Source organism: Nocardiopsis sp. ATB16-24 (assembly GCF_030271535.1).
Lineage (GTDB): Bacteria > Actinomycetota > Actinomycetes > Streptosporangiales > Streptosporangiaceae > Nocardiopsis.
The window spans coordinates 25,843-52,665 of record NZ_JASCXJ010000018.1 but is presented as its reverse complement, the minus strand read 5'-3'; the positions used below and the strand labels follow the sequence as shown (position 1 = coordinate 52,665).

The following is a 26,823-nucleotide window of genomic DNA, read 5'->3' as shown; positions in this document are numbered from 1 at the left end:
CATGAGTTCCAGCACGCCGCTATTGGCGGTGGACGAGCTGTCCGTGGTGTTCGGCGGGCGCGGCTCCGACGAGGTGCGGGCCGTGGACGGGGTGTCCTTCACCCTGGAGGAGGGCCGGGTGACCGGCCTGGTCGGCGAGTCCGGCTGTGGAAAGAGCGTCACCTCGCTCGCCCTGATGGGGTTGCTCCCCGAACGGGGGGTGAAGGTCGGGGGAAGCGCCGTCATGCGCCTGCCCGAGGGCCCCGTCGACCTGCTGAAGCTCTCGCAAAGAAAGATGCGCGACCTGCGCGGGTCGCGGCTGGCGATGATCTTCCAGGACCCGCTCAGCTCCCTCAACCCCGTGGTGCCGATCGGCCGCCAGGTCACCGAGATCCTGAAACGGCATCGGGGCATGCGCGGCTCGGCCGCGGAGAAGGAGGCCGCGGAGCTGCTGAACCGCGTGGGCATCCCCGACCCGAACCGCCGCCTGCGCGAGTACCCCCACCAACTGTCGGGCGGTATGCGCCAGCGCGCGCTGATCGCCATGGCGGTGGCCTGCCGTCCTCGGGTGATGATCGCCGACGAGCCCACCACCGCCCTCGACGTCACCATCCAGGCGCAGATCCTGGAACTGCTCAAGGACCTGGTCACGGAGGAGGGCACCGCACTGCTGATGATCACGCACGACCTGGGCGTGGTCGCGGGCCTGTGCGACGACATCAACGTCCTGTACGCGGGCAGGGCCGTGGAGAAGGCCCCCCGCGCGCCGCTGTTCGCCGATCCCACCCACCCCTACACGGTCGGACTGCTGGGCTCCATCCCGCGGCTGGACGCTCCCCGGGGCGAACCGCTCACCCCCATCCGCGGATCGATCAACGACAACATCGCCTGGGCGAAGGGATGCGCGTTCGCGCCCCGCTGCGACCACTACACCTTGGAGTGCCTGCAAGGACCGCCCGCGCTGGCGGCGGTGGGCACCGCGGCCGGGGTGGAGGGTCGGGAGCGGAGCGACACCGCCGGAGCGGGGGGCGCCGAGCACGTGCACCGGTGCGTGAACCCCATCGGCCACGCGGACGTCCTGGACCGGCCCTCACTGGAGGGCCCGGCCCTGGTCGGCGAAGACGAGGAGGCGCAGGGATGAGTCTGCTGCGGATCAACGACCTCAAGGTGCACTTCCCCATCCGAAAGGGAGTGCTCTTCGACCGAACGGTCGGACACGTACGGGCCGTGGACGGGGTGAGCCTGGAGATCCGGCGGGGCCAGACCTACGGCCTGGTGGGGGAGTCCGGCTGCGGCAAGACCACTCTGGGCCGGGCCGTGCTGCGGCTGGTGGACATCACCGAAGGCGAGGTGCTCTTCGACGGTCGGGACCTGGCCGGACTGGACGGTGAGTCGATGCGCCGTGAGCGCAAGAACCTACAGATGGTCTTCCAGGACCCGTTGGGCAGCCTCAACCCCCGACAGAACATCGGGTCCATCCTCCTGGAGGGGTTGCAGACCCACGGGATCGGCGGTCCGGCCGAGGGCGAGGGGCCGCAGGGGGGCGGGCAGCGTCGCGAGGAGGTTCTGAAGGACCAGCGCAGACGCGTGGTCGAGGCACTGGAGAGGGTGGGCCTGTCGGCGAAGGCGCTCACCCGTTACCCGCACGAGTTCTCCGGGGGACAACGTCAGCGCATCGGTATCGCCCGCGCGTTGGTGCTGGAACCGGACCTCATCATCTGCGACGAGCCGGTGTCGGCGCTGGACGTGTCGATCCAGGCACAGGTGCTCAACCTGCTGGAGAGCCTACAGAAGGAGCTGGGGCTGACCTACCTGGTGATCGCGCACGACCTGGCGGTGGTCCGTCATGTCAGCGACATGGTCGGGGTGATGTACCTGGGTTCGCTGGTGGAGGAGGCCTCCAGCGACGAACTGTACGAAACACCCATGCACCCGTACACGCGGTCACTGATGTCGGCGGTACCGGTACCGGACCCGCAGGTGGAGGACACCCGGGAGCGCATCCTGCTCTCCGGGGACCTGCCCTCGCCCGCCGATCCGCCCACCGGATGCCGCTTCCACACCCGTTGCCCGTGGCGGCAGAAGGAACGGTGCGACACCGAGCGGCCCGAGCTCCGCCCGCTCGACGGGGCCGCCGAGGGCAGCACCCACCGTGTCGCCTGTCACTACGCCGAACAGATCCTCGCAGGTGAAATCCACCCCAACGAGGACATGGCCGAGCGCATCGTGCACGGCGCCGGTTGAGCCGACCGGCGGCGGGCGGTTCCCCGGGACCCGGGGAACCGCCCGTCAGGTCGACGCCGCCGTGCTCCGGATGGGACATGACACCTGTCATCCCGAGGCCGTGGATCCCTCACGGCCACGTGATGACGGGGACGACTCCCCTCGGGAGGCGTTCTGCGAGAATCTGGGTCATGACCTTCGTCGGCTCCGCTCCGTGACTCCCGGGCCAGGGGACGCGGGGGCGGTTCCGGCGACCTCGGAGCCATGTCGCCCGGGGAGGCGACGGTGTCTTCGTCGGGAACCCCCGCCCGGTCGACGACGTCCGATCCGGTGACGACCCTCAGATGGTGGTGCTTCTCTCGTGCTGTTGATCTCCCTCCTGCTCCGCCATGTCACCCTGGGCATCCAGCGCCTGCTGGACCGGACGCGGATCTGGTCGCTGTCCCTGGGCTCCTCTCTCTGGCTTCTCGCCGACCAGGGGCAGGGTGAGCGGATGACGGACCCGATGGTGCTGTGGGCACTGGGCGTGGGCCCGGTGGTCGCGGGGGCCACCGTCGGTATGTGGCATCTGGCGCGGGTCGCGGCCGATTCCGTGGGACGGCGCGGACTACGTGTGCCGCTGTTCGTCCTGTCGGTCGTCTTCTGTTCGGCCCTCGCCGGCCTGGCGCTGTGGAACCCGGACGGCGGGGCCTGACGCAAGAGCGGTCCGTCCGCTCCGCGCTCCCCCGTGCCGGACCGGACGGGGACACTCCTGGAAGCGGGGCGACCGAGCCCAGAAGAGGGGGAAAGACCCGTTCGGCTCAGGCCTGTTTCTGCGCCGCCGTGATGCGCCGAGCCAGGACCTCGGCGTCCGGAACGACCACGACGTAGCGTCGCCCCTGGTCGAGGGTGAGTTCGACACCGTCGCCGCCCCGCATCAAGAGTCCGGTCGCGCCCTCACCGCCCAGTCGGATCCCGATGCCCCCGAAATCAGCGAGGGGCTTTACCGGAACGATCTTCAAGGAATGGATCCGATCGACCTGGATGGATTTTTTCCACAACGGCCACAGGCGTAGGAAGAGTGTGTCGCCGGACAGTCTGACGCGGACATGGGGCAGGCACATCAGGAGCGGCGTCACGATCAGTGCCGCGACGATGACCAGCATTCCTCCCACTTCCTCGGGGCGCGAACGCATGGCCGCGAACAGGACGCCGAAACCGATCAGCGACGTGATGATCATGGGGATCACCAATGCCGGACCCGCGATCACCTTCCTGTGGTACGTATTCATGGGAATCACTTTTTATTCGTTTTCAACATACATATTCTTCATGATTCTGGTGCGGTGTTCCACCGTACTCGGGGGTTCTTCTTCGGAAACAGCGGGGTCGCGGTGAGGGAGGACCGGAACGCGGGGGAGGAGGCGAGAACGAGGATCCTCTCCGCCACGCTCCCGTTCCCCTACGACCGACGGAGGTTCCACCGACGTGCGGCCGGCCTCGCACGGGCACGTGTGTCCGCCCCGATCTCCTCCCCGCTCCGGCGGGGGCGACTCGGTCGCCGTCGGGCCCACCGCGACCCAGAGAGCGCAGGCCGGGCCGCGAGGGTCGACCGTCATCTCCGCCCGCCCGGGCGCCCGTTCCGCGAACACGCCCTCGGACCGGCGGAGCCGGGGACGCCTGTCCCACGGCGGGGACCTCAGCCCTCGCGCAGGGCGCGGCACACGTCGAGCAGGCGTTCACGCAGGACCGCGCCGCGCCCGGCGAAGTCCTGCTGAGCCCGCATGTAGTCGGCCTTGCCCTCGGCCGTCTCCACGCGCACCGGTGCGTATCCCCACGCGGTGAGGTCATAGGGGGAGGCGCGCATGTCCAGGGTCCGGATCTCCCGTGCGAACTCGAAGCAGTCCACCACCAGTTCCGACGGCACGGCGGGGGTCAGCTTGTACGCCCACTTGTACAGATCCATGTTGGCGTGCAGGCATCCGGGCTGGTCCATCGCGGTCTGCCCCTCGCGGGTCGGTCGCAGGGTGTTGAGGGGACGCGCGGGCTCGGTGAAGAAGCGGAAGGCGTCGAAGTGGGAGCACTGGATCCGGTGCGACTCCACCACCTTGTCGGTGCCCTCACGGCCCAACCGCAGCGGTACCCGGTCGTGCCGCACCTGCTCGGTCCGGTACACCATCGCCCACTCGTGGAGGCCGAAGCAGCCCAGGTGCGGCGGGCGTGAGGCGACCGACGACAGCAGCCGTTCCACGAAGGCCACCACCGGACGTGCGGCCAGGAAGGCCTCGGTGTCCAGACCCACCGTCCCGCCGGGAAGCTCGGTGTAGAAACGCTCCTCCAGGCGGACGCGCGCCCCCCGGCCCGCCAGGACCGTGCCCACCCCCGGGTGCCAACGTCGTAGCTGGGCGGGCTTGAGGTTGTAGTACGTGAAAAGGAAGTCCTCCACCGGATGGCGCACGCCCTCCCGGCGTCGCCGTAGGTGGTCGGCCACCAGTGCGTCCACACGTTCGCCGTGCCGTTCGGCGCGCTCGCGCCACCGCTGTTCGGTCAGCACGGTCGGTGCCTGGATGCTCGTCTTCCTCACGGCCCCAGGGTACGTAAGGTCAGTTCGACTGCTGCACGGGCAGATGCCGCCCCAGGTAACCGACGTACACACGGTTGGTGGTCCCCGGACCCAGATGAGGGTAGAAGTACAGCCTCGGACAGATCCCGTACTCGATGTCGAGCTTGATGTGGGCGTACATGGGCACCCGCCCTCCCGGCTCGACCTCCTCGGGCACCCGGAACAGACGTTTGTCGTTGAGCTTGCCCCGGTTGCGCACGTAGTCCGACTCCTGTGAGGCGAGCCGCTTGAGGGGGATCACCTGGTAGCCGTCGGGGTTCTCCCTCAAATAGGAGTGGAAGCCCATGCCGCTGCCCGGATTGTCGAACTGGTACCGGGCGTAGTCGTTCAGGGCCAACAGCGCCTCCCAGGCACGGGTGACCCACAAGGACTCCTTACGACTGTCGGACAGTTCGTAGACCGTCTGGTCCTCGATGGTGAAGTACAGGTGCGGCAGCTCCGAGTCGTCGGTGATCCGCTCCAAGAGCTCGCTCACACTGCCGGGCGGGGGCCGGCGCGGATCGCGCGGCGCGACCGAGGCCGCCAACCGGAACATCCCGGCCTCACGCGCCTGCTCCCGCAGCCAGCGGATCTCGTGGCGTGCGACGCGCAGCCGCTCGCGTGCGGCGTCGAGCTCCTCGCTCAGATCGGCCGTCTCGGCCAGGAGTTCGTCGCGTTCCTCCGCCAGGTCCCCGATCCTGGAGCCGAGTCGGGTGATCTCCTCCCTCAGACGCTGGGTCTGCTGCTCCCACACCTCGCGCTCCTGGGCGAGGACCGGGTCGGGATCCTCCGAACCCGGTACCGTCCGAGGGACGGCGGCCCGATCCCGAGGATCGGGTGGGCGCGACCCGGAACCGGGACCGGTGCCGGCCGGGAGACGTCGCACGTCGTCGGTCTCCTCGGCCAGCAGGGCGTCCACCGCCTGGAGCGCTTCGGGCAGGCGCACGTCCAGGGCGTTGTCGCGTACCCGACGGGAGAGGGCGGCGCCCACCCAGTTACGGATGCGTTCGCCCTCGCGCGCGGTGTCGAGGGTGGCCGGACTCATCCGTGGGTGGCGTGCCGCGTCGGCCTCGTCGTGCAGGTCCACGCGCGGTAAGAACGTGCGCACCCCGCCCGAGGGCACGTCCAGACTCCGGGGCAGCAGGGCGTCCATGCGCTCCTGGGCGGCGGCGTCGAGGACGTAGCCACCGCACATCCCGGTGCAGCGGGAGAGCGCTCCCGCCATGGCGCCGCGCCAGTCGGCCACGGTGACGTCCCGGGGCGCGCCGGTGACGACCACCGCCATGCGTCGTCGAGGGTCGCGGATCGTGGCCACCAGGGTGTCCACCAGGAGGTCGTCCCGGCCACGCACGATCCGGGGCGTGGCGGGGAGGGGATGGTCACCGTCATGCCCCTCCACCTTGTCCAGGAGCATCCGGGCGGACTCGGGAGGCATGATGTCCAACCGCGAGGAGTCGACCACGTCCACGGCCGGGCCGGTCGGCTCCACGGTCATGTCGATCCACACGTACCTGCGGGGGGAGAGGTCGGGGTCCACGACCACGGTGGTGATGGTCCGCCACAGTCCGTCCGCCTTGTCGGACTCGGTGGTCAGCCGTAGGAAGGACAGGCCCTCCTCGGGGTTGTCGTGCCGTACCACCAGGGCCCGAGAACGGTTGCTCAGCTCGAAGCGGCCCGAGGCGGTGAAATCCACGCGCGCGCCCGAGTTCCCGCGCTTGCTCAACCACCGGGACAGGACCGCGGCCGCGGTGGCGACCAGATCACCGTCGTGCTCCGGGACTGCGACGAGCGTGCGGTAGACAAGTGGCAATGAGCACTCCCGGGCTCCCGGCGGAGGCGGACCCGAGGGTCCGGCCGAACACGTCGGCAGAGCCCTCTTCCCCACTGTGGACGAAGGAGACCCGCCGCGCCAGTCGGTCGACCGAAGATCCCCGCGCGGGCTGTGGACCCTCCCTACGGATGCGTGGTGGCACGACCCCGGACCCCGCCGGACGAAGCCGTTCCCGTGTTCCCGGCCCGGGGGCCGGTGGTCCCTTACGGTACTACTCTCCAGCTGTTCTCCACCCGCAGAACCCGGGCTCTCCGGCCGCTGGATGCTACTCCAACACGTCCAATTCCCGATCTCCGGTTGGCAGAAGTGGACAAGGCGGACGTGCCCGGTGCGGCACTAGCGTCACGTGCATGTCTACGCGTCCGTTCTGGCTGGCCGGCACCGCCGCGACCGGCGACACCGAGTTCACCGTCGTCAACCCCTACACCGGCGAGAGCGCGGGCACGGTCTCCGTCCCCGACGTCGAGCAGATCGAGCAGGCCGTGGCCGCCGCGCACGCGGTCGCCTCCCGTGCGGCCGCCCTGCCCGCCCACGTACGGGCCGATGCCCTCGACCACGTCTCCCGACGCATCGGCGAGCGCGCCGAGGAGATCGCCCGGACCATCACCGCCGAGAGCGGCAAACCGATCAAGTGGGCCCGTGCCGAGGCCGGGCGCGCCGTGTCCGTGTTCCGTTGGGCGGCGGAGGAGGCCCGCCGCGACAGCGGCGAGCTCCAACGCCTGGACACCGACCCCGGCGGCACCGGACGCATGGCCCTGATCCGCCGTGTGCCCAAGGGGCCGGTCCTGGGCATCTCCCCGTTCAACTTCCCGATCAACCTGGTCGCCCACAAGGTGGCCCCGGCCATCGCCGTCGGTGCCCCCATCATCGTCAAGCCCGCTCCCGCGACCCCGATGACGGCGCTGCTCCTGGGCGAGATCATCGCCGAGACGGACCTGCCCGGCGGCATGGTGTCGGTGCTGCCCATGCCCAACGACCGCGCGGCCTCGCTGATCACCGACGAGCGCCTGCCCGTCATCTCCTTCACCGGAGGCCCCTTCGGTTGGCGGTTGCCCGAGCTGGCCCCGCGTAAGCACGTCACCCTGGAACTGGGCGGCAACGCCGCCGCGGTGGTGCTCGCCGACGCGGACCTGGACTGGGCGGCACAGCGGGTGGCCCTGTTCGGCAACAACCAGGCCGGCCAGGTGTGCATCGGCGTGCAGCGGGTCGTCGTCGAGGACGGCGTCTACGACGAGTTCGTCTCGCGCCTGGTGGAACGTGTGGAGGCCCTGGGCGTGGGCGATCCGGCCGATCCGGCCACGGACGTGGGCCCGCTCGTGGACGAGGCCGCCGCCGAGCGTGTGTCCGCCTGGATCGACGAGGCGGTCCAGGCCGGGGCCGAGGTCCTGACCGGGGGCACCCGCGACGGGCTCACCGTCGCGCCGACCGTGCTCGCGCAGGTGCCCGCCGACGCCAAGGTGGTGCGCGAGGAGGTGTTCGGGCCGGTTCTGGTCCTACAGCGCGTGGCCGACACCGATGCCGCCTTCGCCGCGGTCAACGACAGCGACTTCGGACTCCAGGCGGGCGTGTTCACCCGTGACCTGCACACCGCCTTCCGCGCCCACCGAGAGTTGGAGGTGGGAGGCGTCGTCATCGGCGACGTGCCCACGTTCCGCGCCGACCAGATGCCCTACGGCGGTGTCAAGGGCTCCGGTGTGGGCAAGGAGGGTGTGCGTGCGGCCATGACCGACCTGACCTACGAACGGGTCATGGTGCTCACCGGTCTGGACCTGTAGGAGCCTGGCCCTCCCGTACCACGGGGGACGGGAGGATCGCGGCGGCGCCGTGGCGCCGCCGCGTCAGGGGGCCAGGAGGGTCCCCCACGAGTGGAGTCCTCCGGCCCGTTCGCCGCGTTCCTCGCCCGGGGGCGCCCCCGGGCGAGGAACGCGCGGAGCGCCCACCGCCGGGCGGGCGCCTCAGAGCCGGACCGCGTGGTCGTACAGTTCGCGCGCCTGCCCACCGAACCGGGGACCGTACTGGGTACGGCGGTCGTTGGCGTACTTGAAGCTGATGACCGAGGAGATCTCTCCCTTGCCGGTCGCGGTGTCGAAACCGGTGAACCACGGTCCTCCGCTGGAACCCTGGGTCATGGCGCAGCGCACGCCGTTGGCCGTGGTCCCTCCGGTGTCGGGCTTGGTACGGCCCGAGCAGTAGTACAGGTTCCTGCCGTTGTAGGGGGAGGAGGCCGGGTAGCCGAAGGTGTACACCTGCACCCCTTCGCGCGCGCCGCCCCCGCCCCAGGAGTCGAAGGCGATCCGATGGGCGCCGACCCGGTCCTGCACGGGCGTGCCCTTGTCGGTGTTGACCACCACCATGGCGAAGTCGTAACTGTCGTCCGCCTGCCTCGACCACTGGGGCGGCACCAACATATCGCGGGCGGTGTACCTGCCGTACGGGGCCTTGCCGGAGGCGTAGGCGGGGATGAAGGTCCAGTTGCGGGCCCAGGCGCCCTTGCCGTCCTTGGCGCAGTGTCCGGCGGTGACCAGGGTGCTCCTGTTCGCGGCCTCCACCACCGATGCAGAGCAGGTGAAGTCGCGCCCGTTCATGGTCAGGTAGACCTTGCCCGTGGTCTTGGCGACCAGCCCCCCCGCGGTCCAGCGCTCGCCGCTGCTGTTGGGGTGCGGGGCGGCCTGGTGCTCCACGATGTCCGGGGACAGGATCTCCCCGGGAAGCGACAGTGCTCCCTCCACCATGTTGGTGATGGGTGTGGCCGCGGCCATGCGCTCTTCGGTCCAGTAGTCCAGGACGGCCTGGTGCTCGGTGCCGGTCACCGCCGCCGACTGATGGGAGACCCCGTCCACCCGCGACAGTGCCTCACGGTTCGTCTCGGCCGGAGTCTCGGGGGAGTCCGCCACGTGGATGGCCTGGGTGACGGCGGAGACGGGGGCCGGAGCGGGAAGTCTCTCGACGAGGGCGAGTCCTCCCAGCGTGACCGCGGCGGCGGCGAGGGGAGCGAGGATCTTGTGTGCGGTGGGCGAGGTCATGGCCGCATCCTTGCACACATTAAGTCACAACGTGGCTACTTTGGGTTTGTGTTGTGAAGGTGGGGGAACAGAGCCGGCCGCCTCCGGAACGGAGACGGCCGGAAGCCGCCCGGGACGGAGCGCGTGCGCACCGCCGTCCCGGGTCCTCGGTCAGGCGAACGGCACCGTGATCTGAGCGGGTGCCCCCTCGGGGGAGGTCACGGTGACCTGGTCGCCGACCACGCTCTCACTTCGATAGCGCGCGTCGCGGCTGTCCACCACCAGGGCCAGACGATGTCCGGCGGGCACGTCCCACACCACCGGTGCCAGTTCGGTGTTCACCGTGACGGGCTCTCCGGGAGCGACGTCCCGCAGGGTGTAGGGGGTGTGGGAGAGCAGGGAGCCGGTCCCGTTGCCGTTGACCGCGTACAGATACACGTACACCGACTGGTTCGCGGTGGTCGGCGTGAACGTGAACGTGACCTCCGGGGCGCCCGCCACACGGGCACCGTCGGGGTAGGCGGGGCCGGTCCACACGGCCGCACGGTAGCGGTCCACCGTGGGCAGCAGCACCCCGGTCGGAATGTCGAAGAACTGCTGGAGCGCTCCGGACAGCATCAGCGTGCCGCTCTCGGCCGGAGTGCCGATGCCGGTCCGGAACCGGTAGTTCCACCCGGTGGAGGGCGCGGACTCCATGGCGCCGCTGCTCTGCCAACGGAACCAGTCGGTGCTCGGCTTGGCCAGGTAGTACTGCTCGGTGTCCGCGGTCACGGACGGCCAGTCGGGGTGGGAGGTCCAGCCGCCGCGCCCGTTGTTGGGCTTGACGTGCACGGGACCGTCGACGTCCACCTCGTTGTCCTCGCCCTTCAGGTGGTGGTCGAACCAGTCCGCGAGGGCCTCCCAGACCTCACTGGGCAGACCGAGCGCGCCGAAGGCCTCCTGTGTGGCGTGGTCGCCGGGGGTCAACATCAGCCTCTTGGGGACGTCCAACTCCTCGTAGAAGTCGGTGATGTGGCCGACGGGGAAGATGCCGTCGTTCCAGGCGTGGGCCATCATTACGGCCGTGCCGTTGGCGTTGATCGCGTCGACCTTGGTGGCGGCGGAACGGTCGGGGGCCATGTCCAGGGCGGGTTGGATGTCGCCCCGCCGGTACGCGCTATCGACCTCCCGCAGAGTCGTGCCGGGGTTGCCGGTGAGGCTTCCGGCGAGCAGGAGCAGCTCCGCCGACTGTGCGTCGATCGTCTGGTCGGGGTAAAGCGAGACGGCCAGGTCGGCCCAGCCGCTCAGCGAGGCCACGGCCCGGACGCGGTCGTCCTCGGCCGCCGTGAGCAGGCTGATCCCACCGCCGTAGGAGATCCCGGCCATGCCGATGCGGTCGGGGTCGGCGTCGGTGTTCTCCAGGGCCCAGTCGATGACGGCACCGGCGTCGGCGCGGTCCTCGGGACCGGCGATCTCGATCGCGCCTCCGGAGTCCCAGAAACCGCGTGAGGTGTAGGCGACGACCTGGTAGCCGGACTCGTGGGCGAGCTTGGCCGCCGCCCCGACGTAGAGGATGTGGGGCGTGCCCCAGGCCGCGGGCATGACCAGCAACGGGTGCGGGCCCTCCACGCCCGTGGGGGTGATGACCTTGGCCTTCAGCCTGGTGCCGTCGTGGCTGACGATGGTCTCGTAGTCGACGGTGGCGCCGATGGCGGCGGACGCGGGGGTGGGGGCGAGCGTCACGGAGACGAGCACGGCCGCCATGACACAGGACAACAGTCGGGGAAGGAGGCGCGCGGCGGCACGAAGGCCTGATCCGGGTCCGTCTTCGGTGGGGGAGGGGTCGCCCGTCAGTGGGGCGGAGCGGGGGGTGTTCCTTGCAGAGCGCATGGGGGTCCTCTGATGGACGGGGAGGAAGGGGGAACCGATGGCTCAACGCGCCATATCGCCATCGGGTGAGGGCCGGCACCTCGTGGTGTCGGCGGGGTCGTGAGGGGTTTGCTTAACTGTCGGGTAACTTACTCACCGGTCAAGTTAGGCCACCGGACACGGGTTGTAAAGACCCGATGACGGCCGGAGGGGGAAGGGTCGCCGGCGCGCTCCTCCCGGCGCTCTCGTCCACCTCACGGAACACCCGAGAAGGACTGCTCCCGGGCCCTTCGGGGCGAAGGACGCTCGGGGCGGGGCCGCCGTCCTCGGAAAGAGGCGGCAGCGCACGCCCGGGGGCGAGGAGGCGTGCGACTCACCCGGACACGTGCCCCCGACCGGTTGGGCGACAATGAGACCGTGCGAGAAGAACAGCAGCGAACAGTAGTGATCCTCGGCTCCACCGGCTCGATCGGGACCCAGGCCATCGACATCGTGCAGCGCAACCCCCACCGCTTCCGGGTGGTGGGTCTGGCGGCCGGCGGCGGCAGGGCCGACCTGCTCGCCAAGCAGGCCGCCGAACTGGACGTCGACCGGGTCGCCGTCGCAGATCCGGGTCGCGCCGCGGAACTCTCGCGCTCCCTCGCCGAACACGGAAGCCGCGCCACCGTCCTGGCCGGACCCGGCGGGATCGCCGAACTCGCGGGGAGCGCGTGCGACGTCGTCCTCAACGGCATCACCGGAGCCCTGGGACTGGAGTCCACCCTGGCCGCCCTGCGCGCCGGGCGCACCCTGGCCCTGGCCAACAAGGAGTCCCTCATCATCGGCGGGCCGCTCGTACGGGCCGTCGCCCGGCCGGGTCAGATCGTCCCCGTGGACTCCGAGCACTTCGCCATCGCCCAGTGCTTCCCGCACCTGCCCCAGGGCGAACTCACCAGCCTCGCGCAGGGCCTCCTGCACGCCCGTCGCGACGAGGTGCGCCGCCTCGTGGTCACCGCCAGCGGCGGGCCCTTCCGGGGCAGGGGGCGCGACGAACTGGCCTCGGTCACACCGGCCGACGCCCTCGACCACCCCACCTGGAGCATGGGCCCGGTCATCACCGTCAACTCCGCCACCCTGGTCAACAAGGGGCTGGAGGTCATCGAGGCCAACCTGCTGTTCGACGTGCCCTTCGACCGGATCGACGTGGTCGTCCATCCACAGTCGATCGTCCACTCCATGGTCGAGTACGTGGACGGCTCCACCATCGCCAAGGCCAGCCCGCCCAGCATGATGATCCCCATCGCCTACGGCCTCGGCTCGCCCGACCGGGTGCCCGACGCCGCACCCGGCATGGACTGGACCCGTGCCCAGAACTGGACCTTCGAGCCCCTGGACCACGAGGCCTTCCCCGCCGTCCGCCTGGCCTGCGAGGTCGGGGAGGCGGGGGGGACGGCCCCCGCGGTCTACAACGCGGCGAACGAGGAGGCGGTCGGTGCCTTTCTCCGTGGAAACCTCGCGTTCCCGGCGATCATGGACACCGTCTCCCAGGTAGTCTCAGAGCACCAGCGAACGGAACGTCCCGGGGGTTCCCCCGGCTCGAGCGGGGAGCTGAGCCTGGACGACGTGTACGCCGCTGACGACTGGGCCCGCTCGCGGGCGCGTGAGCTGCTCGCGCGCCAGGCCTGACACGCCTTGAGGAGAGTTGCATGGTCGCTCTGATGACCGTGATCGGGATCGTGCTGTTCGTCTTCGGGCTGCTGTTCTCGATCGCCTGGCACGAGCTCGGACACATGTCCACGGCCAAGATGTTCGGCATCAAGTGCACCGAGTTCATGGTGGGCTTCGGCAAGACCCTGTGGTCCTTCCGCAGAGGCGAGACCGAGTACGGGATCAAGGCCGTCCCCTTGGGGGGCTACGTGCGCATGGTGGGCATGCTCCCGCCCGCGCGGCAGCGCTCCGACGACGGCTCTGGCAAGCTCTCCCGTTGGCGGGCCATGGCCGAGGACGCGCGCGAGGCCTCCTACGTCGAACTCACTCCCGAGGACCAGGACCGGCAGTTCTACCAGCGGGCCCCCTGGAAGCGGCTCATCGTGATGTTCGCCGGACCGGGGATGAACGTCGTCCTGGCCGCGATCCTGCTCGGTGTGCTGTTCATGGGCATCGGCGTGCCCCAGAGCACCACCCAGATCGGGCAGGTCAGCGAGTGCGTGGTGCCCGCCGGCAGCACCGTCACCGACTGTGAGGACGCGCCCCCCACCCCCGCCGCCGAGGCGGGGATGTTGCCCGGCGACGTCATCGTCGCGGTCGACGGCGAACCCACCCCCGACTGGAACACGGCCAACCGTCAGATCCGCGAGTCCCTGGGCGCCACGGAGATCGTGGTCGAACGCGACGGCGAGCGTCTGCCGCTGAACGTCGACATCGTGGAGAACGAACTCCCCGCCCGCGACGCCGAGGGCGAGTTCGTCTACGAGACCGACGCCGACGGCGATCCGATCTACGACGACCAGGGCTACCGCGTCTACCAGACCGAGACCGTGGGTTTCCTCGGCATCGTCTTCGCCACCGAACGCGCCCCGCTCACCCTCGGCGAGTCCGCCGCGGAGATGGGGAACATGCTGGTGGGGGTCGGCGAGGCGCTCGCCTCCCTGCCCGGCAAGGTCCCCGACGTGTTCGCCGCCGCCTTCCTCGGTGAGGAGCGCAACCAGGACTCCCCGGTGGGCATCGTCGGCATCTCCCGCATCGGCGGCGAGATCATGGCCCAGGGCCTGCCCGTGGCGGACACCACCGCGATCATGTTGCAGATCCTGGCGGGGGTGAACCTCTTCCTGTTCGCCTTCAACCTGCTGCCGATCCTGCCGTTGGACGGAGGGCACATGGCCGGCGCCCTCTGGGAGTGGATCAAGCGCGGCTGGGCGAAGCTGCTGCGCAGGCCCGAACCCGCTCCGGTGGACGTGGCGCTGCTGACACCGGTGGCCTACGTCGTGGTGGCCTGCTTCCTGGTGTTCAGCGTCGTCCTGCTCGTCGCCGACCTGTTCAACCCGGTGAAGCTCTTCGGTTGAGCCCCCGGGGCACGTTCGCGAGGGGTGTCCACGCTGGTCCGGCGGTGACCGACCGTGCGGGACACCCCTCCGGATACGGGTAACCTGGGTTCGCGATCCGGGAACGACGGTGTATCCGAGGCCGCCCAGAGCGGTGCCTTCCGGACGCGTCTCAGCGCGCTGCGCCGGACACCCTTTCCCGAAACGGACGAATCAAGTGCCGCCTCCCTCCGGTGGCAGACGAGGTGAAACAAGCGTGACCGTCGATCTCGGTATTCCCGCCACTCCGCCGCGCCCGCTGGCGACCCGGCGCAAGACCAGACAGATCATGGTCGGGAACGTCCCCGTGGGCGGGGACGCCCCGGTGTCGGTGCAGTCGATGACGACCGCCCGTACCGCCGACATCAACGCGACCCTCCAGCAGATCGCGGAGCTGACCGCCTCGGGCTGTCAGATCGTCCGGGTGGCGGTGCCCACCAACGACGACGCCGACGCGCTGGCGGTCATCGCCAAGAAGTCGCCGATCCCGGTGATCGCCGACATCCACTTCCAGCCCAAGTACGTGTTCGCGGCCATCGACGCCGGTTGCGCGGCGGTGCGGGTCAACCCGGGCAACATCAAGAAGTTCGACGACAAGGTCGCCGAGATCGCCAAGGCCGCCGGCGACGCCGGCACGCCCATCCGGATCGGGGTCAACGCCGGCTCGTTGGACAAGCGGCTGCTGGCCAAGTACGGCAAGGCCACCCCCGAGGCGCTGGTGGAGTCGGCGCTGTGGGAGTGCTCGCTGTTCGAGGAGCACGGTTTCCGCGACATCAAGATCTCGGTCAAGCACAACGACCCGGTGGTGATGGTCAACGCCTACCGGCAGCTGTCGGCGGCCTGTGACTACCCGCTGCACCTGGGTGTGACCGAGGCCGGGCCGGCCTTCCAGGGCACCATCAAGTCCGCGGTGGCCTTCGGCGCGCTGCTGTCGGAGGGCATCGGCGACACCATCCGGGTGTCGCTGTCGGCGCCTCCCGCCGAGGAGGTCAAGGTCGGCAACCAGATCCTGGAGTCGCTGGGCCTGCGTGAGCGGGGTCTGGAGATCGTCTCCTGCCCCAGCTGTGGTCGGGCCCAGGTGGACGTGTACTCCCTGGCCGACGAGGTCACCGCCGGACTGGAGGGCCTGGACGTGCCGCTGCGCGTGGCCGTCATGGGCTGTGTCGTCAACGGCCCCGGCGAGGCGCGCGACGCCGACCTGGGCGTGGCCTCGGGCAACGGCAAGGGCCAGATCTTCGTCAAGGGCGAGGTCATCAAGACCGTGCCCGAGTCCAAGATCGTGGAGACCCTCATCGAGGAGGCCATGCGCATCGCCGAGGAGATGGGCGAGTCCGTGGACGGAGAGGGCGGTCCCACCGTCTCCGTGGCCGGCTGAACCCCCCTTCCGGCTCGCTGCGTCCGTGAGCGGAGGCGGCCCCTCTCCTCCCCGTGATCTTGCTCTGGGTGTCACTGCGGGGTGCTCCCGGTGACGCTGGGAGCAAGATCACGGGGGAAGGTGGCAGACCGAGGAGGCTTGTCGGTCTGCCGCTGGAAGTAGGGGCGTCACGGGGGAAGGTGGGGTCTGTGGCGCCAATGGCAGGTGAGGGCCCTCGTGTCGCACTGGCAGCGTTTTCGGTCGGGCCCTTGACCGCGTGGGTGGTGGGCGGCCCCTTCCTCACCCGGTGTGCGTGATGGCGCGACCGCCTCCCCCGTCTTTCTCGCCTCCCTCATCTTCCCCGCCTCCCTCGTCTTTCTCGCCTCCCTCGCCCCTCGTCTCCCTGGACGCGATCTCCGTCCATGGTGGTGGCGCGCCGTGGGTCAGGCGGTAGGCGGTGCTCCACGCGCGGAGGCGCCGCGCTTTTTCCCGGTGATCTTGCTCTGGGTGTCACTGCGGGGTGCTCCCGGTGACGCTGGGAGCAAGATCACGGGGGAGGGGTGGGGCGTGGGGGCGGTAGGGGCCGTCGTCCCTCCCCCCGGCCCCTCTTCCCGGGGCTCACCGTCTCACCTCCCGGGGTGTCCCGGCGTGGCCAAGGCCCCCGCCCGGGCGATCAGAGCGGATCGATCCGGCCCTTGAGCAGGCAGAATTCGTTTCCCTCGGGGTCGGCGAGCACATACCAGGGCTCCTCCCCGGTCTGGCCGATGTCGACGGCTCGGGCACCGGCGGCCAGGAGGCGCTGGAGTTCGGCGTCCTGGTCGCGGTCGGTGGCGTTGACGTCGATGTGCAGTCGAAGCTTCCCGCTCTTCGGCTCGTCGGTACGGCTGAGGACGATCGCCGGCTGGGGGCCGCCGAACCCTTCACGCGGGCCTATCTCGATGTCGTTCTCGTCACGGTCGAGCACGACGAAGTCCAGGACCTCGCACCAGAACCGCGCGAGGGCCTCGGGGTCGTGGCAGTCGAGCACGAACTCACTGATACGGCATGCCATGGAAGAAACCTGTCTCTCGATGTGGGAGTGCCGAGGCGGCCATGCGGGTTCCAAGGGCCTCCTTCGGTGCGAACATTTCGCGAACACCTCCGCGACGGTATCGGGCGAGAAGGGCGGGGGCGAGGTGTCTTCCGGACGAGGGCTCGGAACGTCATCCTCTCCTTCGTGCTCGCCGCGCTGGTTCCTCTCGGGCCACTCGCCGACGCCACCGCCATCGGCACGCTCTTCGCGTTCGCACTGGTCAACGTCGCCGTGGTGGTGTTGCGCCGCTCCAGGCCCGACCTGCCTCGGGCCTTCCGCGTGCCCGGTGCCCCGGTCACCCCGATCCTGGGCGTGCCGGCCTGCGCCTACCTGATGTTCAGCATGTCGCCGAGCGTGTGGGCGGCCTTCCTGGTCTGGCCGGCCGTCGGACTGATCGTCTACTTCGACTACAGCATGCGCCGCTCCCGGTTGGAGACCGAACCCACGGCCGCACCACTCTCCTGACGGCGTGCCCGGAGGGGCTCGGGGAATTCCCCGAGCCCCTCCGGGCGTTCCGGTGAGTAGCGATCTCGTGCGCGGAAAAGCGATATCGCGCAAAGAAAGGCCGCACTTAAGGTCAAACACGCAGCGTTTCACGCCTTCAGTGCAATTTTTCGGCGCCTTTGCGCCCCTAGAGTGGACGCGGACCCCGAGACCACACGAGAAAAGGAAGGTGAGGAGTGACACGCGGACCCCTGCGCGTGGCCCTGGACCAGGGCACCGGGCACAGCGGTGATCCCGCCGACGCCCTCGACCGGCTCGCCGACCGGGCCAAGGTCGCCGCGGACGCCGGAGTACGCCTGCTCATCGGCCCCGAGATGTCGCTGACCGGTTACAACCTCGGCCCGGACACCGTGTCCGAACTCGCCGAACCCGACGACGGGCCCCTCAGCCGGGCCGTGGCGAGCATCGCCGCCGACACCGGTGTGGCGATCGTCCACGGGTTCCCCGAACGCGCCGACGGCGCCGTGTACAACACCGTCCAGCTGGTCGGCGCCGACGGGACCCGACTGGCGCACTACCGCAAGACGCACCTGTTCGGTGACCTGGACCGCGACGTCTTCACCCCCGGCTCCGTACAGGTCGTGCAGGCCGACATCGAAGGGCTGCGCGTCGGGCTGTTGATCTGTTACGACGTGGAGTTCCCCGAGAACGTGCGCGCCCACGCCCTGGCCGGGACCGAACTCCTCCTGGTGCCCACGGCGCTCATGCTGCCCTTCACCGAGGTCTGCGACCGGCTCGTGCCCGCGCGCGCCCTGGAGAACCAGATCCACCTGGCCTACGTGAACCGCTGCGACACCGAGGGCGATCTGCGCTACGCGGGCCGCAGTGTCCTGGTGGCACCCGACGGTTCCGAGACACTGCGCGCCGGCCCCGAGGAGCAACTCCTGATCGGTGAGGTCGACCCGGAGGCGATCACCCGGACCCGCGCCGAGCAGTCCTACCTGCGGGACCGCTGCCCGGAGCTGTACCGCTCCCTCACCTCGTGACCCTCCCCCTCCGCCGCGCGGACGCCCACCGCCCGCGCGGCCAGGGGCGCCACCCCGTACCCGACCCGCCCGGACCACACCCACCGAAGGAGGAACCGATGACGTCCGCCGTGCCCACCGCCGCCGGCGCCGCACCCGAGCAGAGCACACCACTGAACATGTGCGGACCGGACTTCCCGTTCGCCTACGACGCCTACCTGGAGCATCCCGCCGGGCTCGGGCAGGTCCCCGCCGAGCAGCACGGCACCGAGGTCGCCGTCATCGGCGGCGGCCTGTCGGGGATCATCACCGCCTACGAACTCATGAAGGCGGGCCTGAAACCGGTGGTCTATGAGGCGGACCGCATCGGTGGACGACTGCGCACGGAGAGGTTCCCGGGCTTTCCCGACGACGTGGTCGCCGAGATGGGAGCCATGCGCTTCCCACCCTCCTCCACCGCCTTCTGGCACTACGTGGACCGGGCCGGTCTGGAGACCAGACCCTTCCCCAACCCGCTCTCCCCGGCCACCCCCAGCACCGTGGTCGACCTCAAGGGCACCCCCCACTACGCCACCACCCTCGACGACCTGCCCGAGGTCTATCGTGAGGTGGCCCGCGCTTGGGACGCCACCCTGGAAAGGGTCCAGCACACCCGTATGCAACAGGCCATCCGCGAGCGTGACGTGGCCACCCAGAAGAAGATCTGGAACGACCTGGTCGCCCGGCTCGACAACCAGACCTTCTACGGGTTCCTGTGCGAGTCCCCGCACTTCTCCTCCTTCCGTCACCGGGAGATCTTCGGGCAGGTGGGCTTCGGCACCGGAGGGTGGGACACCGACTTCCCCAACTCCATCCTGGAGATCCTGCGCGTCACCTACACCGGTGCCGACGACGACCACAGGGGCATCGTCGGCGGTGTGGACCGACTGCCGTCGCGGCTGTGGGAGGACGCCCCCGACAAGATCGTGTACTGGGCTCAGGGCACCACGCTCTCCTCCCTGCACGGGGGAGAGCCACGGCCCGCGGTCACCGCGTTGCGCCGTACCGCCTCCGGACGGTCGAGGTCGGGGAACATCACGGTCACCGACGCCTCGGGGTCCATCCGCACCTACGCGGCGGCCGTGTTCACCGCGCAGAGCTGGATGCTGCTGTCCAAGATCGACTGCGACGAGGACCTGCTGCCCATCGACCACTGGACGGCCATCGAGCGCACCCACTACATGGAGTCCTCGAAGCTCTTCGTTCCGGTCGACCGGGCCTTCTGGCGGGACAAGGACCCCGAGACGGGCCGTGACCTCATGAGCATGACGCTCACCGACCGCATGACGCGGGGCACCTACCTGCTGGAGGGGGAGGACCCGAACGGGCCGGCGGCGATCTGCCTGTCCTACACCTGGTGCGACGACTCGCTCAAGTGGCTCCCGCTGTCGGTCAACGAGCGCATGGAGGTCATGCTCTCGTCACTGTCCAAGATCTACCCGGGGGTCGACATCCGGTCGCACATCACCGGTGACCCGGTGACGGTGTCGTGGGAGGACGAGCCCCACTTCATGGGGGCCTTCAAGGCCAACCTGCCCGGCCACTACCGCTATCAGCGACGGCTGTTCACGCACTTCCGTCAGGACGACCTGGAGGAGCGCCACCGCGGCTTCTTCCTGGCCGGCGACGACGTGTCCTGGACCGCGGGCTGGGCGGAGGGGGCCGTGCAGACCGCGCTGAACGCCGTGTGGGGCGTGCTGCACCACCTGGGGGGCGGAACCGACCCGTCCAACCCCGGCCCGGGCGACCTGTTCGACGAGCTGGCCCCGGTCGCCCTTCCCGAGGACTGAACGCCACGACCGTCGGCCCCGGGCGCGCGAAGCCGTGCGCTCGGGGCCGACGGGGGTCCTCGGGACCGCTCGTGGAGGGTCTCAGGGCAGGTCGGCCGTCCCGGCGAGAATGGGCTGCTCCACCAGGCGGGAGAGCACCAGCGTGCTCTTGGTCCGCACCACGAACGGCTCCGCGCCCAGACGCTCGATGACCTCCTCCAGGTGGTGGGTGTCGCGGGCCCGAACCTGAACGATGGCGTCCGCCTCCCCCGTGACCGTGCACGCGAAGGTGATCTCGGCGTACCCCGCCAGCCCCGACCGGATCTCCCCCGGTGAGGTGCGGGCGCGGCAGTACAGCTCGATGAACGCCTCGGTGGTCCACCCGACGGCCTGGGGCTCGACCACGACCGTGAACCCGCGTACCGCCCCGGACTCGACCAACCGGTCCACGCGGCGTTTGACCGCGGAGGGGCTCAACCCGACCTGACCGCCGATCTCGGCGAAGCTCATCCGTGCGTCCGCGCCGAGTATCGCGATGATCCGTTCGTCGACACGATCCAGCCGCATCGCACCCCCTTGTCCCTGGCCGATCCCTCCGCCCGGCTTCAGGCAGGGCACATGCTACCGGGGTGTGTTCGCCTGCCCGGTATCGCTTCGTGTCGCTTCTCTTGATCGCTCTATGTAGTTGCAACAATCCATGTGGTGATCAAGAGTGTGAGGGGACAACGCGTGCGAGTACGAACCTGGGCCGTCATCTCGGCCGGAGCGGTCCTGGCCTCCCTGGTCGCGGCGATCCCCGCGCAGGCCGCCCCGGGGGAGCGGGGCGCCACGGTTCCCCGCGCGGACCAGAAGGCGCTCACCTGGGAGCCCTGCGGAGACCTCGAACCCCTCGTGGACGAGGACCTGGAGTGCGCCACGCTCATCGTTCCCATGGACCACGACGCCGAGGAGGGGAGTGGCGAGACCGTCCGACTCGCCCTGTCCCGGGTGCCCGCCACCGGGCAGGCCCGGCACACCCTCCTGGTCAACCCGGGCGGCCCGGGAAGCGCTGGGCGCATCTGGGCCTCCCACACCCACAGGCGTATGCCCGAGAGCCTGCGGGAGATCTACGACGTCGTCTCCTTCGATCCGCGCGGAGTGGGAGCCTCCACGCCCTCGATCAGCTGCGACCCGGAGTTCTTCGCACCCGTGCGTCCCGACACCGTCCCGGCGGACGCCACGGCCGAGGCCGCGCTGCGCGCCGACGCCATGGCCTACGCACAGGCGTGCGCCGACAACACCGGTCCCCTGCTGGAGCACACGCGGACCGAGGACACCGCCCACGACATGGACGCCATCCGGGAGGCCCTCGGTCAGGAGCAGATCGACTATCTCGGCTACTCCTACGGCAGTTACCTGGGCACCGTCTACTCCGCCCTGTATCCCGACCGGGTCCGCGCCCTGCTCCTGGACAGCGTCGTCGACCCCGACAACCCCTGGTACGAGAGCAACCTCGTGCAGACCCGTGCCCTGGAGCGGTCGGCGTGGGGCTTCTTCGACTGGATGGCCCGCCACGACGACGCCTACGGGCTCGGCGCCACGAAGGAGGAGGTCGCCGAGGCCTACTACGCGCTGCGCTCGGAGCTGGGGAAGACCCCCGTCAAGGACACCGTCGGCCCCACCGAACTGGAGAGCGCCGTCGTCATGATCGCCTACAGCGGTGTCGTCTGGCCCACCGTGGCCGAGGCGCTCGCGGCCCGGATCAACGACGGCGACGACGAGCCCCTGCTCCGACTGCACGAACGCTACGGGGAGGGACCCGACTCCGACCAGGAGTACGGCGGCTACCTCGCGGTCCAGTGCACCGACGCCCCCTGGCCCCGGGACTGGGAGACCTGGCGGGCCGACGCCGAGGAGGTCCACGGCCAGGCGCCCTTCATGGGGTGGCACAACATCTGGTACAACGCTCCCTGTGCGGACTGGGCGGCCGACTCCGGTGACTGGTTCCAGGTCGGCGACGGCCCCGGTGAGCACCCCGCCTACCAGGGCCAGGCCCTCCTGGTACACGCCGCCGCCGACGGCGCCACCCCGGTGGAGGGCGCCTTCGCGCTGCGACGGCGTCTGCCCGGAGCCGCTCTGGTCCTTGAGCGGGACGGCATCACCCATGGAGTCTCGTTCGCCGGCAACACCTGCGTGGACGAGGTGATCGTCGCCTACCTGCGTGAGGGGGAACTTCCCACGCGCAACGAGGACGACGGGCCCGACGTCACCTGTCAGGCACGCCCCGAACCTCGGCCGGACACCGCGCGCGGGGAGGACGAGGCCGGGATCGAACCCGGCGTTCGGGGTGGGGCGGAGGCATCGGAGCAGCCGGTCGAATAGGCTGGAACCGGCGCGAACAGGCTCGGCCGATCGTGCCCGGGACTCCTGTGAGGGCACCGGGAAGAGGGGGAGAAGCGATGCTGAGGACCTCGCCGGTACGGATCCTTGGAGAACGCGACCGGGGAGCCGTCCGCGCGCTCTTGGACACCGACCCGGTCGGCAACGTGTTCGTCACCTCCCGCCTGATGTCCACCGGTATCTCCGCGGGCACCGGTGGGGCGGAGGTGTGGGGGTACGTGGAGCGGGGCCGCCTGACCGCCCTGTGCTACTCCGGGGCCAACATGGTCCCCGTCAACGCGGGGCCGGCCGCCATCCGCGGCTTCGCCGACCACGCCCGCTGGCGGGGACGCCGCTGCTCCTCGATCGTCGGTCCCGTCGAAGCGGTCAGCGACTTCTGGCGGCAGGTCACCCCCTCCTGGGGGCCGGCCCGCGCCATCCGGGCCAGCCAGCCCGTCCTGGAGATCAGCGGGCCGCCCGCCGTGCCGGCCGATCCCCTCGTGCGCCGTGTGCGCCCCTCCGAACTCAACATCCTCGTGCCCGCCTGCGTGGCCATGTTCACCGAGGAGGTCGGAGTACCCCCGGACTCCGGTGACGGCGGTGCGCTCTACCGGGCCCGGGTGGAGGAACTGGTGCGCACGGGCCGGGCCTTCGCCCGGATCGAGGACGGTCGGGTCGTGTTCAAGGCCGAGATCGGCGCGGTCACCCGGCACGCCTGTCAGGTCCAAGGGGTGTGGGTCCACCCGGAGCTGCGCGGAAAGGGCCACTCCACGGCCGGAATGGCGGCGGTGGTCGAGTACGCGCTGGCGGAGATCGCGCCCCGCGTCACCCTCTACGTCAACGACTTCAACACCCCGGCCAGGGCCGCCTACAGGAAGGTCGGTTTCCGCCAGGTGGGAGAGGTCATGTCGGTGCTCTTCTAGCGCTTCCGAACGGACCTCGCAGGAGAGAGCCCCTCCAGCCGGGCCTCCCGAACATCCGTGTCCCCTTCGGCGAAGCGGTGCCGCCGATCCGGCGGCACCGTCCGGTTCCCCTGTCAGGTGGTGAGGGCCGTGGGGCCCATGAGGAAGTCGGGGTCCAACTGCGCCGCCAGATCCGCGCTTTTGGCCTCGTTGCCCCAGGCGCGCGCGTTACGCAGATGGAACTCGGCCGACTGTCGGGTGAACTTCTCCCAGTCCTTGGGCACGGCGTCCACCATGTCCCGCATCAGGGCCAGGGTCTTGACGTTGTCCTCCTCCAACTCCCACAGTTCGGGGCGGTGCCCCTTCTCCATCGACCGCACGAACCCCGAGTGCGTCATCCAGCCGGACAGCGCCTCTCCCACGTGTTCGCGTAGGAACTCCACGTCCGAGGGGTCCTGCACCTTGTTGCCGATGACCCGGATGGTCACGTCGTGGTCGCGGGCGTGGTCGGCGTATTGGTGGTAGACGCCCACGCCGCGCACGGTGGGCTCGGCGATCAGGAAGGTCATGTCGAAGCGGGTGAACATGCCCGAGGCGAAGGCGTCGGCGCCCGCCGTCATGTCCACGACCACGTACTCACCGGGGCCGTCCACCAGGTGGTTGAGGTACATCTCGGCCGCCCCCACCTTGGAGTGGTAGCAGGCCACGCCGAGGTCCCTCTCGGCGAAGGGGCCGGTGACCATGAGCGTGGCACCGTGGACGGACACGCCGAACCGGTCGTGCAGCGGGTTGTCGCCGGTCACCGTCAGCAGGCGTGAGCCCCGCCCCGGAGGCGTCGTCTTGATCATCGACCGCGCCGAGGTGATGCGCGGGTTGTCCCCGCGCAGCAGTTCCTTGATCTGCTCCAGGTGCGCGCCCATCGGCGGGATCTTCGCCAGTGACTCCTCGTCCAGGCCCAGGGCGGCGCCCAGGTTCTGGTTGATGTCGGCGTCGATGGCCACCACGGGGACGTGCTGGTCGGCCAGGTGGCGGACGAACAGGGAGGACAGGGTGGTCTTGCCGCTGCCGCCCTTGCCCACGAAAGCGATCTTCATCTGGGTCCTTCGTCATCGGAGGGTGGGCGTCACCGCACGGTGACGCCCACCCGGGTCGGATGGGGTCGGGAACGAGCCCGACCATGGAAACGATTATCGTTCCTCGTCGGTCGCTCTGTGGGCGGAACGGCCGAGGGAGGCGTGTATTGCCAACGTGTTGCACGTCACATGGGCCTCCCTGGGGTCCGGACTGTTTCCTTTGTCCACATCGGGGATGACACGGAACGGGGTTTTGGGACCAATGCAGGGCAAGGGAAAGGCGGGTGTGTTGTTCTGGAGGCAGCACACCCTTGTCTAAGGTGAGTGCAGGCGGCGCAACCCGCGCTCGTCGCGGGTGATTGGAGTGACCGGATGGCTGAGGCGAGGCAACTCCGGGAGTACGTGCCCGCGGAGACACCCGAGAGCACGCCCCCGACGACACCGACCATCGAGACGGCGGACCTCACCGGTGAGTCCACCGATCACACCGTGTGGAGCTGTGCCGGGAACCTGACCGCGGTGCGCTCCATCCGCGCGCGGGTACGCGACTTCCTCACCCGCACGGGCCACTCCGCGACGGCGCTGGACGACGCCGAACTCGCCGTCAGTGAACTGGCCACCAACGCTCTGCTGCACTCGCGTTCGGGGCAGAGCGGCGGTGTCATGACGCTGTTCCTGCGGTCGGGGGGTGGGCGCCTGCGCGTGGCCGTCGCGGACCAGGGCACCCGCGACGGCGAGAGCCTCCACGTCCGTGAGGACGGCGACGACTTCGGCCGGGGGAAACTCATCGTCGACAGCTGCGCCACCCGCAGCGGCGAGTACTGGAGCGACGCCACGCACGTGGCCTGGTTCGAGATCGACGATCCGCTACCCGGCTCCCAGGTACAGGGGGAGCCACCACCCGCCGAGCGGCCGATCGAGAACTGAAGGGTCTCGCGCGAGAACCCCCGCGGTCCCCGTACCCCGCCGCGACCCCGATCCCCCCACTCCCTCGCTCCGGCACGCGGCTCTCCGCCGCCCCCGGAAACCGCGGACCGAAGGCCCCGGATCTCCTCGCCCCGGTGCCCCGCCGCCCTGGGACTCAGTACGCCCCGTCGACCTCGGGGTAGGCGATCCGCTCCGGTTCGGGGGCGCAACGCACCGTCACCCGGCGGCCCTCCGGCGGAGGACATTCCGCTCCGGCCAGTACACAGGCCCCCGTCCACAGGGCCAGCGCCACCAGTGCCACCCGGGTGGCCTCATCACCCCGTTCGTCCACCGCGACCACGTCGTCGGCGGTCAGCTCCAGCCGTTCACGCAGTCGCGAGAAACGCGCCATGAGGTCGTTGTGCGGATACAGGGTGGTCAGCAGTCCACCGCTGGTGCGCTCATAACCCAGGATGCCGTTGTCGAACAGGCCGCGCGTGGGGTTGTAACAGCTGCCGTCGGGACTGGGCCGCAGCAGTTCGTCGAAGGTCGTGGCCCCCAGCGCCCGGCCGAAGGTGATCACCTGTCGGACCCGTGAGCGCTCCGCCAGCTCCAGCGCGGCCGGGGTCAGATCGGCGCTGACCAGCAGCAGGCGTGCGTCGGTCTCGCTGAGCGCGGCGCACTGGGTGTCCGGATCGGAGGCGGTCGACAGGGGAAGGGCCCGCCCGCCCACCGCCATCACCGTGTACGTGGCCAGGAAGCGGTCGGGTGAGACCGGTGCCAGGATCCCCACCACGTCACCGAAGCACAGCCCCCGACGGCTGAGGCCGGACGCGGCCTGCTCCACCTTGGCCGCGAAGGACCGGCTGTCCACACGTTGCCCCGTGCCCCGGATCGAGCCGCCCCGCGCGGGACGCAGCCGGAGCCGTTCGTACAGACCTCCGGTCAGCGAGCCGATCGGATCGTCCCGGCGCGGCAGGTGGCGCCCCGGCCTACCAGTTCCCGAAGACAGCCCTACCCCCATACGTACCCCCAGTTCACCTGTCGTTCGGTGGTGCCACCGCCCGGGTTCGTCACGCCCCCTCCGCATGGCGAACCCGGGCGATGGTACTCCGCTCGGTGAACGGAAGCCTCCCCAGGACTCATCCCGTACCGACACGGTCTTCCACCGGCCCCGAGAATCCTCCCGGGGCTGACGGACCGCCGCGAAGAACCGATTCTCGGCGGCCGTTCTCGGGGCCCCGACGAACGTGTCATCCTCATGTCACGAACGTGGTGTCCCATGGCGTGAAGCCTAGCGCGTTCACAGCCAGATGCACATGCATATTGCCATGCACATGCATATGTAGATTCTGTCC

At 69.9% G+C, this 26,823-nt stretch carries 21 protein-coding genes and 1 pseudogene; 13 read left to right on the top strand and 9 right to left on the bottom strand.

The window, feature by feature from the left end:
* The first annotated feature begins 1 nt into the window (after nucleotide 1).
* The 3 genes from PFX91_RS18140 to PFX91_RS18130 all read left to right on the top strand — a co-directional run bounded on the left by PFX91_RS18140 (nucleotide 2) and on the right by PFX91_RS18130 (nucleotide 2,896).
* A complete protein-coding gene (locus PFX91_RS18140) occupies nucleotides 2–1,120 on the top strand; it encodes an ABC transporter ATP-binding protein (RefSeq protein ID WP_285733433.1) in 1,119 nt (372 codons plus the stop codon).
* Nucleotides 1,117–2,223 carry an ABC transporter ATP-binding protein gene (locus PFX91_RS18135; protein ID WP_285733431.1) on the top strand — a complete coding sequence of 369 codons (1,107 nt, stop codon included), beginning with the start codon at nucleotides 1,117–1,119 and terminating at the stop codon, nucleotides 2,221–2,223. Before PFX91_RS18140 ends, PFX91_RS18135 begins: the two co-directional genes overlap by 4 nt.
* A gap of 340 nt (nucleotides 2,224–2,563) precedes the next feature.
* Nucleotides 2,564–2,896, top strand: a complete 333-nt coding sequence (locus tag PFX91_RS18130; RefSeq protein ID WP_285733430.1) for a hypothetical protein — start codon at nucleotides 2,564–2,566, stop codon at nucleotides 2,894–2,896.
* A 106-nt stretch (nucleotides 2,897–3,002) separates the two neighbouring features.
* Here the strand turns inward: PFX91_RS18130 and PFX91_RS18125 are convergent, their stop codons facing one another.
* From PFX91_RS18125 to PFX91_RS18115, 3 genes are all read right to left on the bottom strand, one after another.
* Nucleotides 3,003–3,473, bottom strand: coding sequence for a hypothetical protein (locus PFX91_RS18125; RefSeq protein WP_285733428.1), 471 nt, complete (start codon nucleotides 3,471–3,473; stop codon nucleotides 3,003–3,005).
* 407 nt (nucleotides 3,474–3,880) lie between these two features.
* Nucleotides 3,881–4,765 (bottom strand): 3-methyladenine DNA glycosylase, encoded by an 885-nt coding sequence (locus PFX91_RS18120; protein ID WP_285733425.1) that lies wholly within the window; start codon nucleotides 4,763–4,765, stop codon nucleotides 3,881–3,883.
* 19 nt (nucleotides 4,766–4,784) lie between these two features.
* The gene (locus PFX91_RS18115) at nucleotides 4,785–6,593 is read right to left on the bottom strand and encodes a hypothetical protein (protein WP_285733423.1); all 1,809 of its coding nucleotides are present in this window, start codon (nucleotides 6,591–6,593) and stop codon (nucleotides 4,785–4,787) included.
* A gap of 371 nt (nucleotides 6,594–6,964) precedes the next feature.
* Between PFX91_RS18115 and PFX91_RS18110 the strand changes: the two genes are divergently transcribed.
* Nucleotides 6,965–8,389 carry an aldehyde dehydrogenase family protein gene (locus PFX91_RS18110; protein ID WP_285733421.1) on the top strand — a complete coding sequence of 475 codons (1,425 nt, stop codon included), beginning with the start codon at nucleotides 6,965–6,967 and terminating at the stop codon, nucleotides 8,387–8,389.
* A 180-nt stretch (nucleotides 8,390–8,569) separates the two neighbouring features.
* Here PFX91_RS18110 and PFX91_RS18105 read toward each other — a convergent pair whose 3' ends face one another.
* Complete coding sequence (locus PFX91_RS18105) at nucleotides 8,570–9,637, bottom strand: serine protease (protein WP_285733419.1); 1,068 nt, start codon at nucleotides 9,635–9,637, stop codon at nucleotides 8,570–8,572.
* 150 nt (nucleotides 9,638–9,787) lie between these two features.
* On the bottom strand, nucleotides 9,788–11,485 hold the full coding sequence (locus PFX91_RS18100) for an alpha/beta fold hydrolase (protein WP_285733418.1): 1,698 nt from the start codon (nucleotides 11,483–11,485) through the stop codon (nucleotides 9,788–9,790).
* 423 nt (nucleotides 11,486–11,908) lie between these two features.
* Here PFX91_RS18100 and dxr point away from each other — a divergent pair, with 423 nt between their 5' ends.
* The 3 genes from dxr (at nucleotide 11,909) to ispG (ending at nucleotide 15,898) form a co-directional block, all read left to right on the top strand.
* On the top strand, nucleotides 11,909–13,129 hold the full coding sequence (dxr, locus tag PFX91_RS18095) for a 1-deoxy-D-xylulose-5-phosphate reductoisomerase (protein WP_285733523.1): 1,221 nt from the start codon (nucleotides 11,909–11,911) through the stop codon (nucleotides 13,127–13,129).
* A 20-nt stretch (nucleotides 13,130–13,149) separates the two neighbouring features.
* Nucleotides 13,150–14,505, top strand: a complete 1,356-nt coding sequence (locus PFX91_RS18090) for a M50 family metallopeptidase (RefSeq protein WP_285733416.1) — start codon at nucleotides 13,150–13,152, stop codon at nucleotides 14,503–14,505.
* A 235-nt stretch (nucleotides 14,506–14,740) separates the two neighbouring features.
* Nucleotides 14,741–15,898 (top strand): flavodoxin-dependent (E)-4-hydroxy-3-methylbut-2-enyl-diphosphate synthase, encoded by a 1,158-nt coding sequence (ispG, locus tag PFX91_RS18085; RefSeq protein WP_285733414.1) that lies wholly within the window; start codon nucleotides 14,741–14,743, stop codon nucleotides 15,896–15,898.
* Between the two features lie 652 nt (nucleotides 15,899–16,550).
* On the opposite strand, the gene PFX91_RS18080 is transcribed toward ispG, so the two are convergent.
* On the bottom strand, nucleotides 16,551–16,928 hold the full coding sequence (locus tag PFX91_RS18080; protein ID WP_285733412.1) for a VOC family protein: 378 nt from the start codon (nucleotides 16,926–16,928) through the stop codon (nucleotides 16,551–16,553).
* 138 nt (nucleotides 16,929–17,066) lie between these two features.
* Between PFX91_RS18080 and PFX91_RS18075 the strand changes: the two are divergent.
* From PFX91_RS18075 to PFX91_RS18065, 3 genes and pseudogenes are all read left to right on the top strand, one after another.
* A pseudogene (locus PFX91_RS18075) lies at nucleotides 17,067–17,414 on the top strand (amino acid permease C-terminal domain-containing protein); the annotation flags it as partial.
* Nucleotides 17,415–17,629: 215 nt separating this feature from the next.
* The gene (locus tag PFX91_RS18070; protein ID WP_285733411.1) at nucleotides 17,630–18,439 is read left to right on the top strand and encodes a carbon-nitrogen hydrolase family protein; all 810 of its coding nucleotides are present in this window, start codon (nucleotides 17,630–17,632) and stop codon (nucleotides 18,437–18,439) included.
* A 98-nt stretch (nucleotides 18,440–18,537) separates the two neighbouring features.
* The gene (locus PFX91_RS18065; RefSeq protein ID WP_285733409.1) at nucleotides 18,538–20,247 is read left to right on the top strand and encodes a flavin monoamine oxidase family protein; all 1,710 of its coding nucleotides are present in this window, start codon (nucleotides 18,538–18,540) and stop codon (nucleotides 20,245–20,247) included.
* An 81-nt stretch (nucleotides 20,248–20,328) separates the two neighbouring features.
* Here PFX91_RS18065 and PFX91_RS18060 read toward each other — a convergent pair whose 3' ends face one another.
* A complete protein-coding gene (locus PFX91_RS18060; RefSeq protein WP_285733407.1) occupies nucleotides 20,329–20,793 on the bottom strand; it encodes an Lrp/AsnC family transcriptional regulator in 465 nt (154 codons plus the stop codon).
* Nucleotides 20,794–20,955: 162 nt separating this feature from the next.
* Between PFX91_RS18060 and PFX91_RS18055 the strand changes: the two genes are divergently transcribed.
* Both PFX91_RS18055 and PFX91_RS18050 read left to right on the top strand, forming a co-directional pair.
* A complete protein-coding gene (locus PFX91_RS18055) occupies nucleotides 20,956–22,587 on the top strand; it encodes an alpha/beta fold hydrolase (protein WP_285733405.1) in 1,632 nt (543 codons plus the stop codon).
* 77 nt (nucleotides 22,588–22,664) lie between these two features.
* Nucleotides 22,665–23,507, top strand: coding sequence for a GNAT family N-acetyltransferase (locus PFX91_RS18050; protein ID WP_285733403.1), 843 nt, complete (start codon nucleotides 22,665–22,667; stop codon nucleotides 23,505–23,507).
* 113 nt (nucleotides 23,508–23,620) lie between these two features.
* Here the strand turns inward: PFX91_RS18050 and PFX91_RS18045 are convergent, their stop codons facing one another.
* A complete protein-coding gene (locus PFX91_RS18045; protein ID WP_285733401.1) occupies nucleotides 23,621–24,580 on the bottom strand; it encodes an ATP-binding protein in 960 nt (319 codons plus the stop codon).
* A 351-nt stretch (nucleotides 24,581–24,931) separates the two neighbouring features.
* On the opposite strand from PFX91_RS18045, the gene PFX91_RS18040 reads away from it, so the two are divergent.
* Complete coding sequence (locus PFX91_RS18040; RefSeq protein WP_285733399.1) at nucleotides 24,932–25,486, top strand: ATP-binding protein; 555 nt, start codon at nucleotides 24,932–24,934, stop codon at nucleotides 25,484–25,486.
* A gap of 154 nt (nucleotides 25,487–25,640) precedes the next feature.
* On the opposite strand, the gene PFX91_RS18035 is transcribed toward PFX91_RS18040, so the two are convergent.
* On the bottom strand, nucleotides 25,641–26,489 hold the full coding sequence (locus tag PFX91_RS18035) for an AMP-binding protein (protein WP_285733397.1): 849 nt from the start codon (nucleotides 26,487–26,489) through the stop codon (nucleotides 25,641–25,643).
* Nucleotides 26,490–26,823: the final 334 nt, after the last annotated feature.

Excerpts from the sequence above, each read along its gene's own strand:
- PFX91_RS18090 (WP_285733416.1), top strand. The coding sequence starts at position 13,150 with ATGGTCGCTCTGATGACCGTGATCGGGATCGTGCTGTTCGTCTTCGGG.
- PFX91_RS18035 (WP_285733397.1), bottom strand. The coding sequence starts at position 26,489 with ATGGGGGTAGGGCTGTCTTCGGGAACTGGTAGGCCGGGGCGCCACCTG.
- PFX91_RS18080 (WP_285733412.1), bottom strand. The coding sequence starts at position 16,928 with ATGGCATGCCGTATCAGTGAGTTCGTGCTCGACTGCCACGACCCCGAG.
- PFX91_RS18140 (WP_285733433.1), top strand. The coding sequence starts at position 2 with ATGAGTTCCAGCACGCCGCTATTGGCGGTGGACGAGCTGTCCGTGGTG.
- PFX91_RS18050 (WP_285733403.1), top strand. The coding sequence starts at position 22,665 with ATGCTGAGGACCTCGCCGGTACGGATCCTTGGAGAACGCGACCGGGGA.
- PFX91_RS18105 (WP_285733419.1), bottom strand. The coding sequence starts at position 9,637 with ATGACCTCGCCCACCGCACACAAGATCCTCGCTCCCCTCGCCGCCGCC.
- PFX91_RS18125 (WP_285733428.1), bottom strand. The coding sequence starts at position 3,473 with ATGAATACGTACCACAGGAAGGTGATCGCGGGTCCGGCATTGGTGATC.
- PFX91_RS18060 (WP_285733407.1), bottom strand. The coding sequence starts at position 20,793 with ATGCGGCTGGATCGTGTCGACGAACGGATCATCGCGATACTCGGCGCG.
- PFX91_RS18135 (WP_285733431.1), top strand. The coding sequence starts at position 1,117 with ATGAGTCTGCTGCGGATCAACGACCTCAAGGTGCACTTCCCCATCCGA.
- PFX91_RS18065 (WP_285733409.1), top strand. The coding sequence starts at position 18,538 with ATGACGTCCGCCGTGCCCACCGCCGCCGGCGCCGCACCCGAGCAGAGC.
- PFX91_RS18100 (WP_285733418.1), bottom strand. The coding sequence starts at position 11,485 with ATGCGCTCTGCAAGGAACACCCCCCGCTCCGCCCCACTGACGGGCGAC.
- PFX91_RS18110 (WP_285733421.1), top strand. The coding sequence starts at position 6,965 with ATGTCTACGCGTCCGTTCTGGCTGGCCGGCACCGCCGCGACCGGCGAC.
- PFX91_RS18040 (WP_285733399.1), top strand. The coding sequence starts at position 24,932 with ATGGCTGAGGCGAGGCAACTCCGGGAGTACGTGCCCGCGGAGACACCC.
- PFX91_RS18045 (WP_285733401.1), bottom strand. The coding sequence starts at position 24,580 with ATGAAGATCGCTTTCGTGGGCAAGGGCGGCAGCGGCAAGACCACCCTG.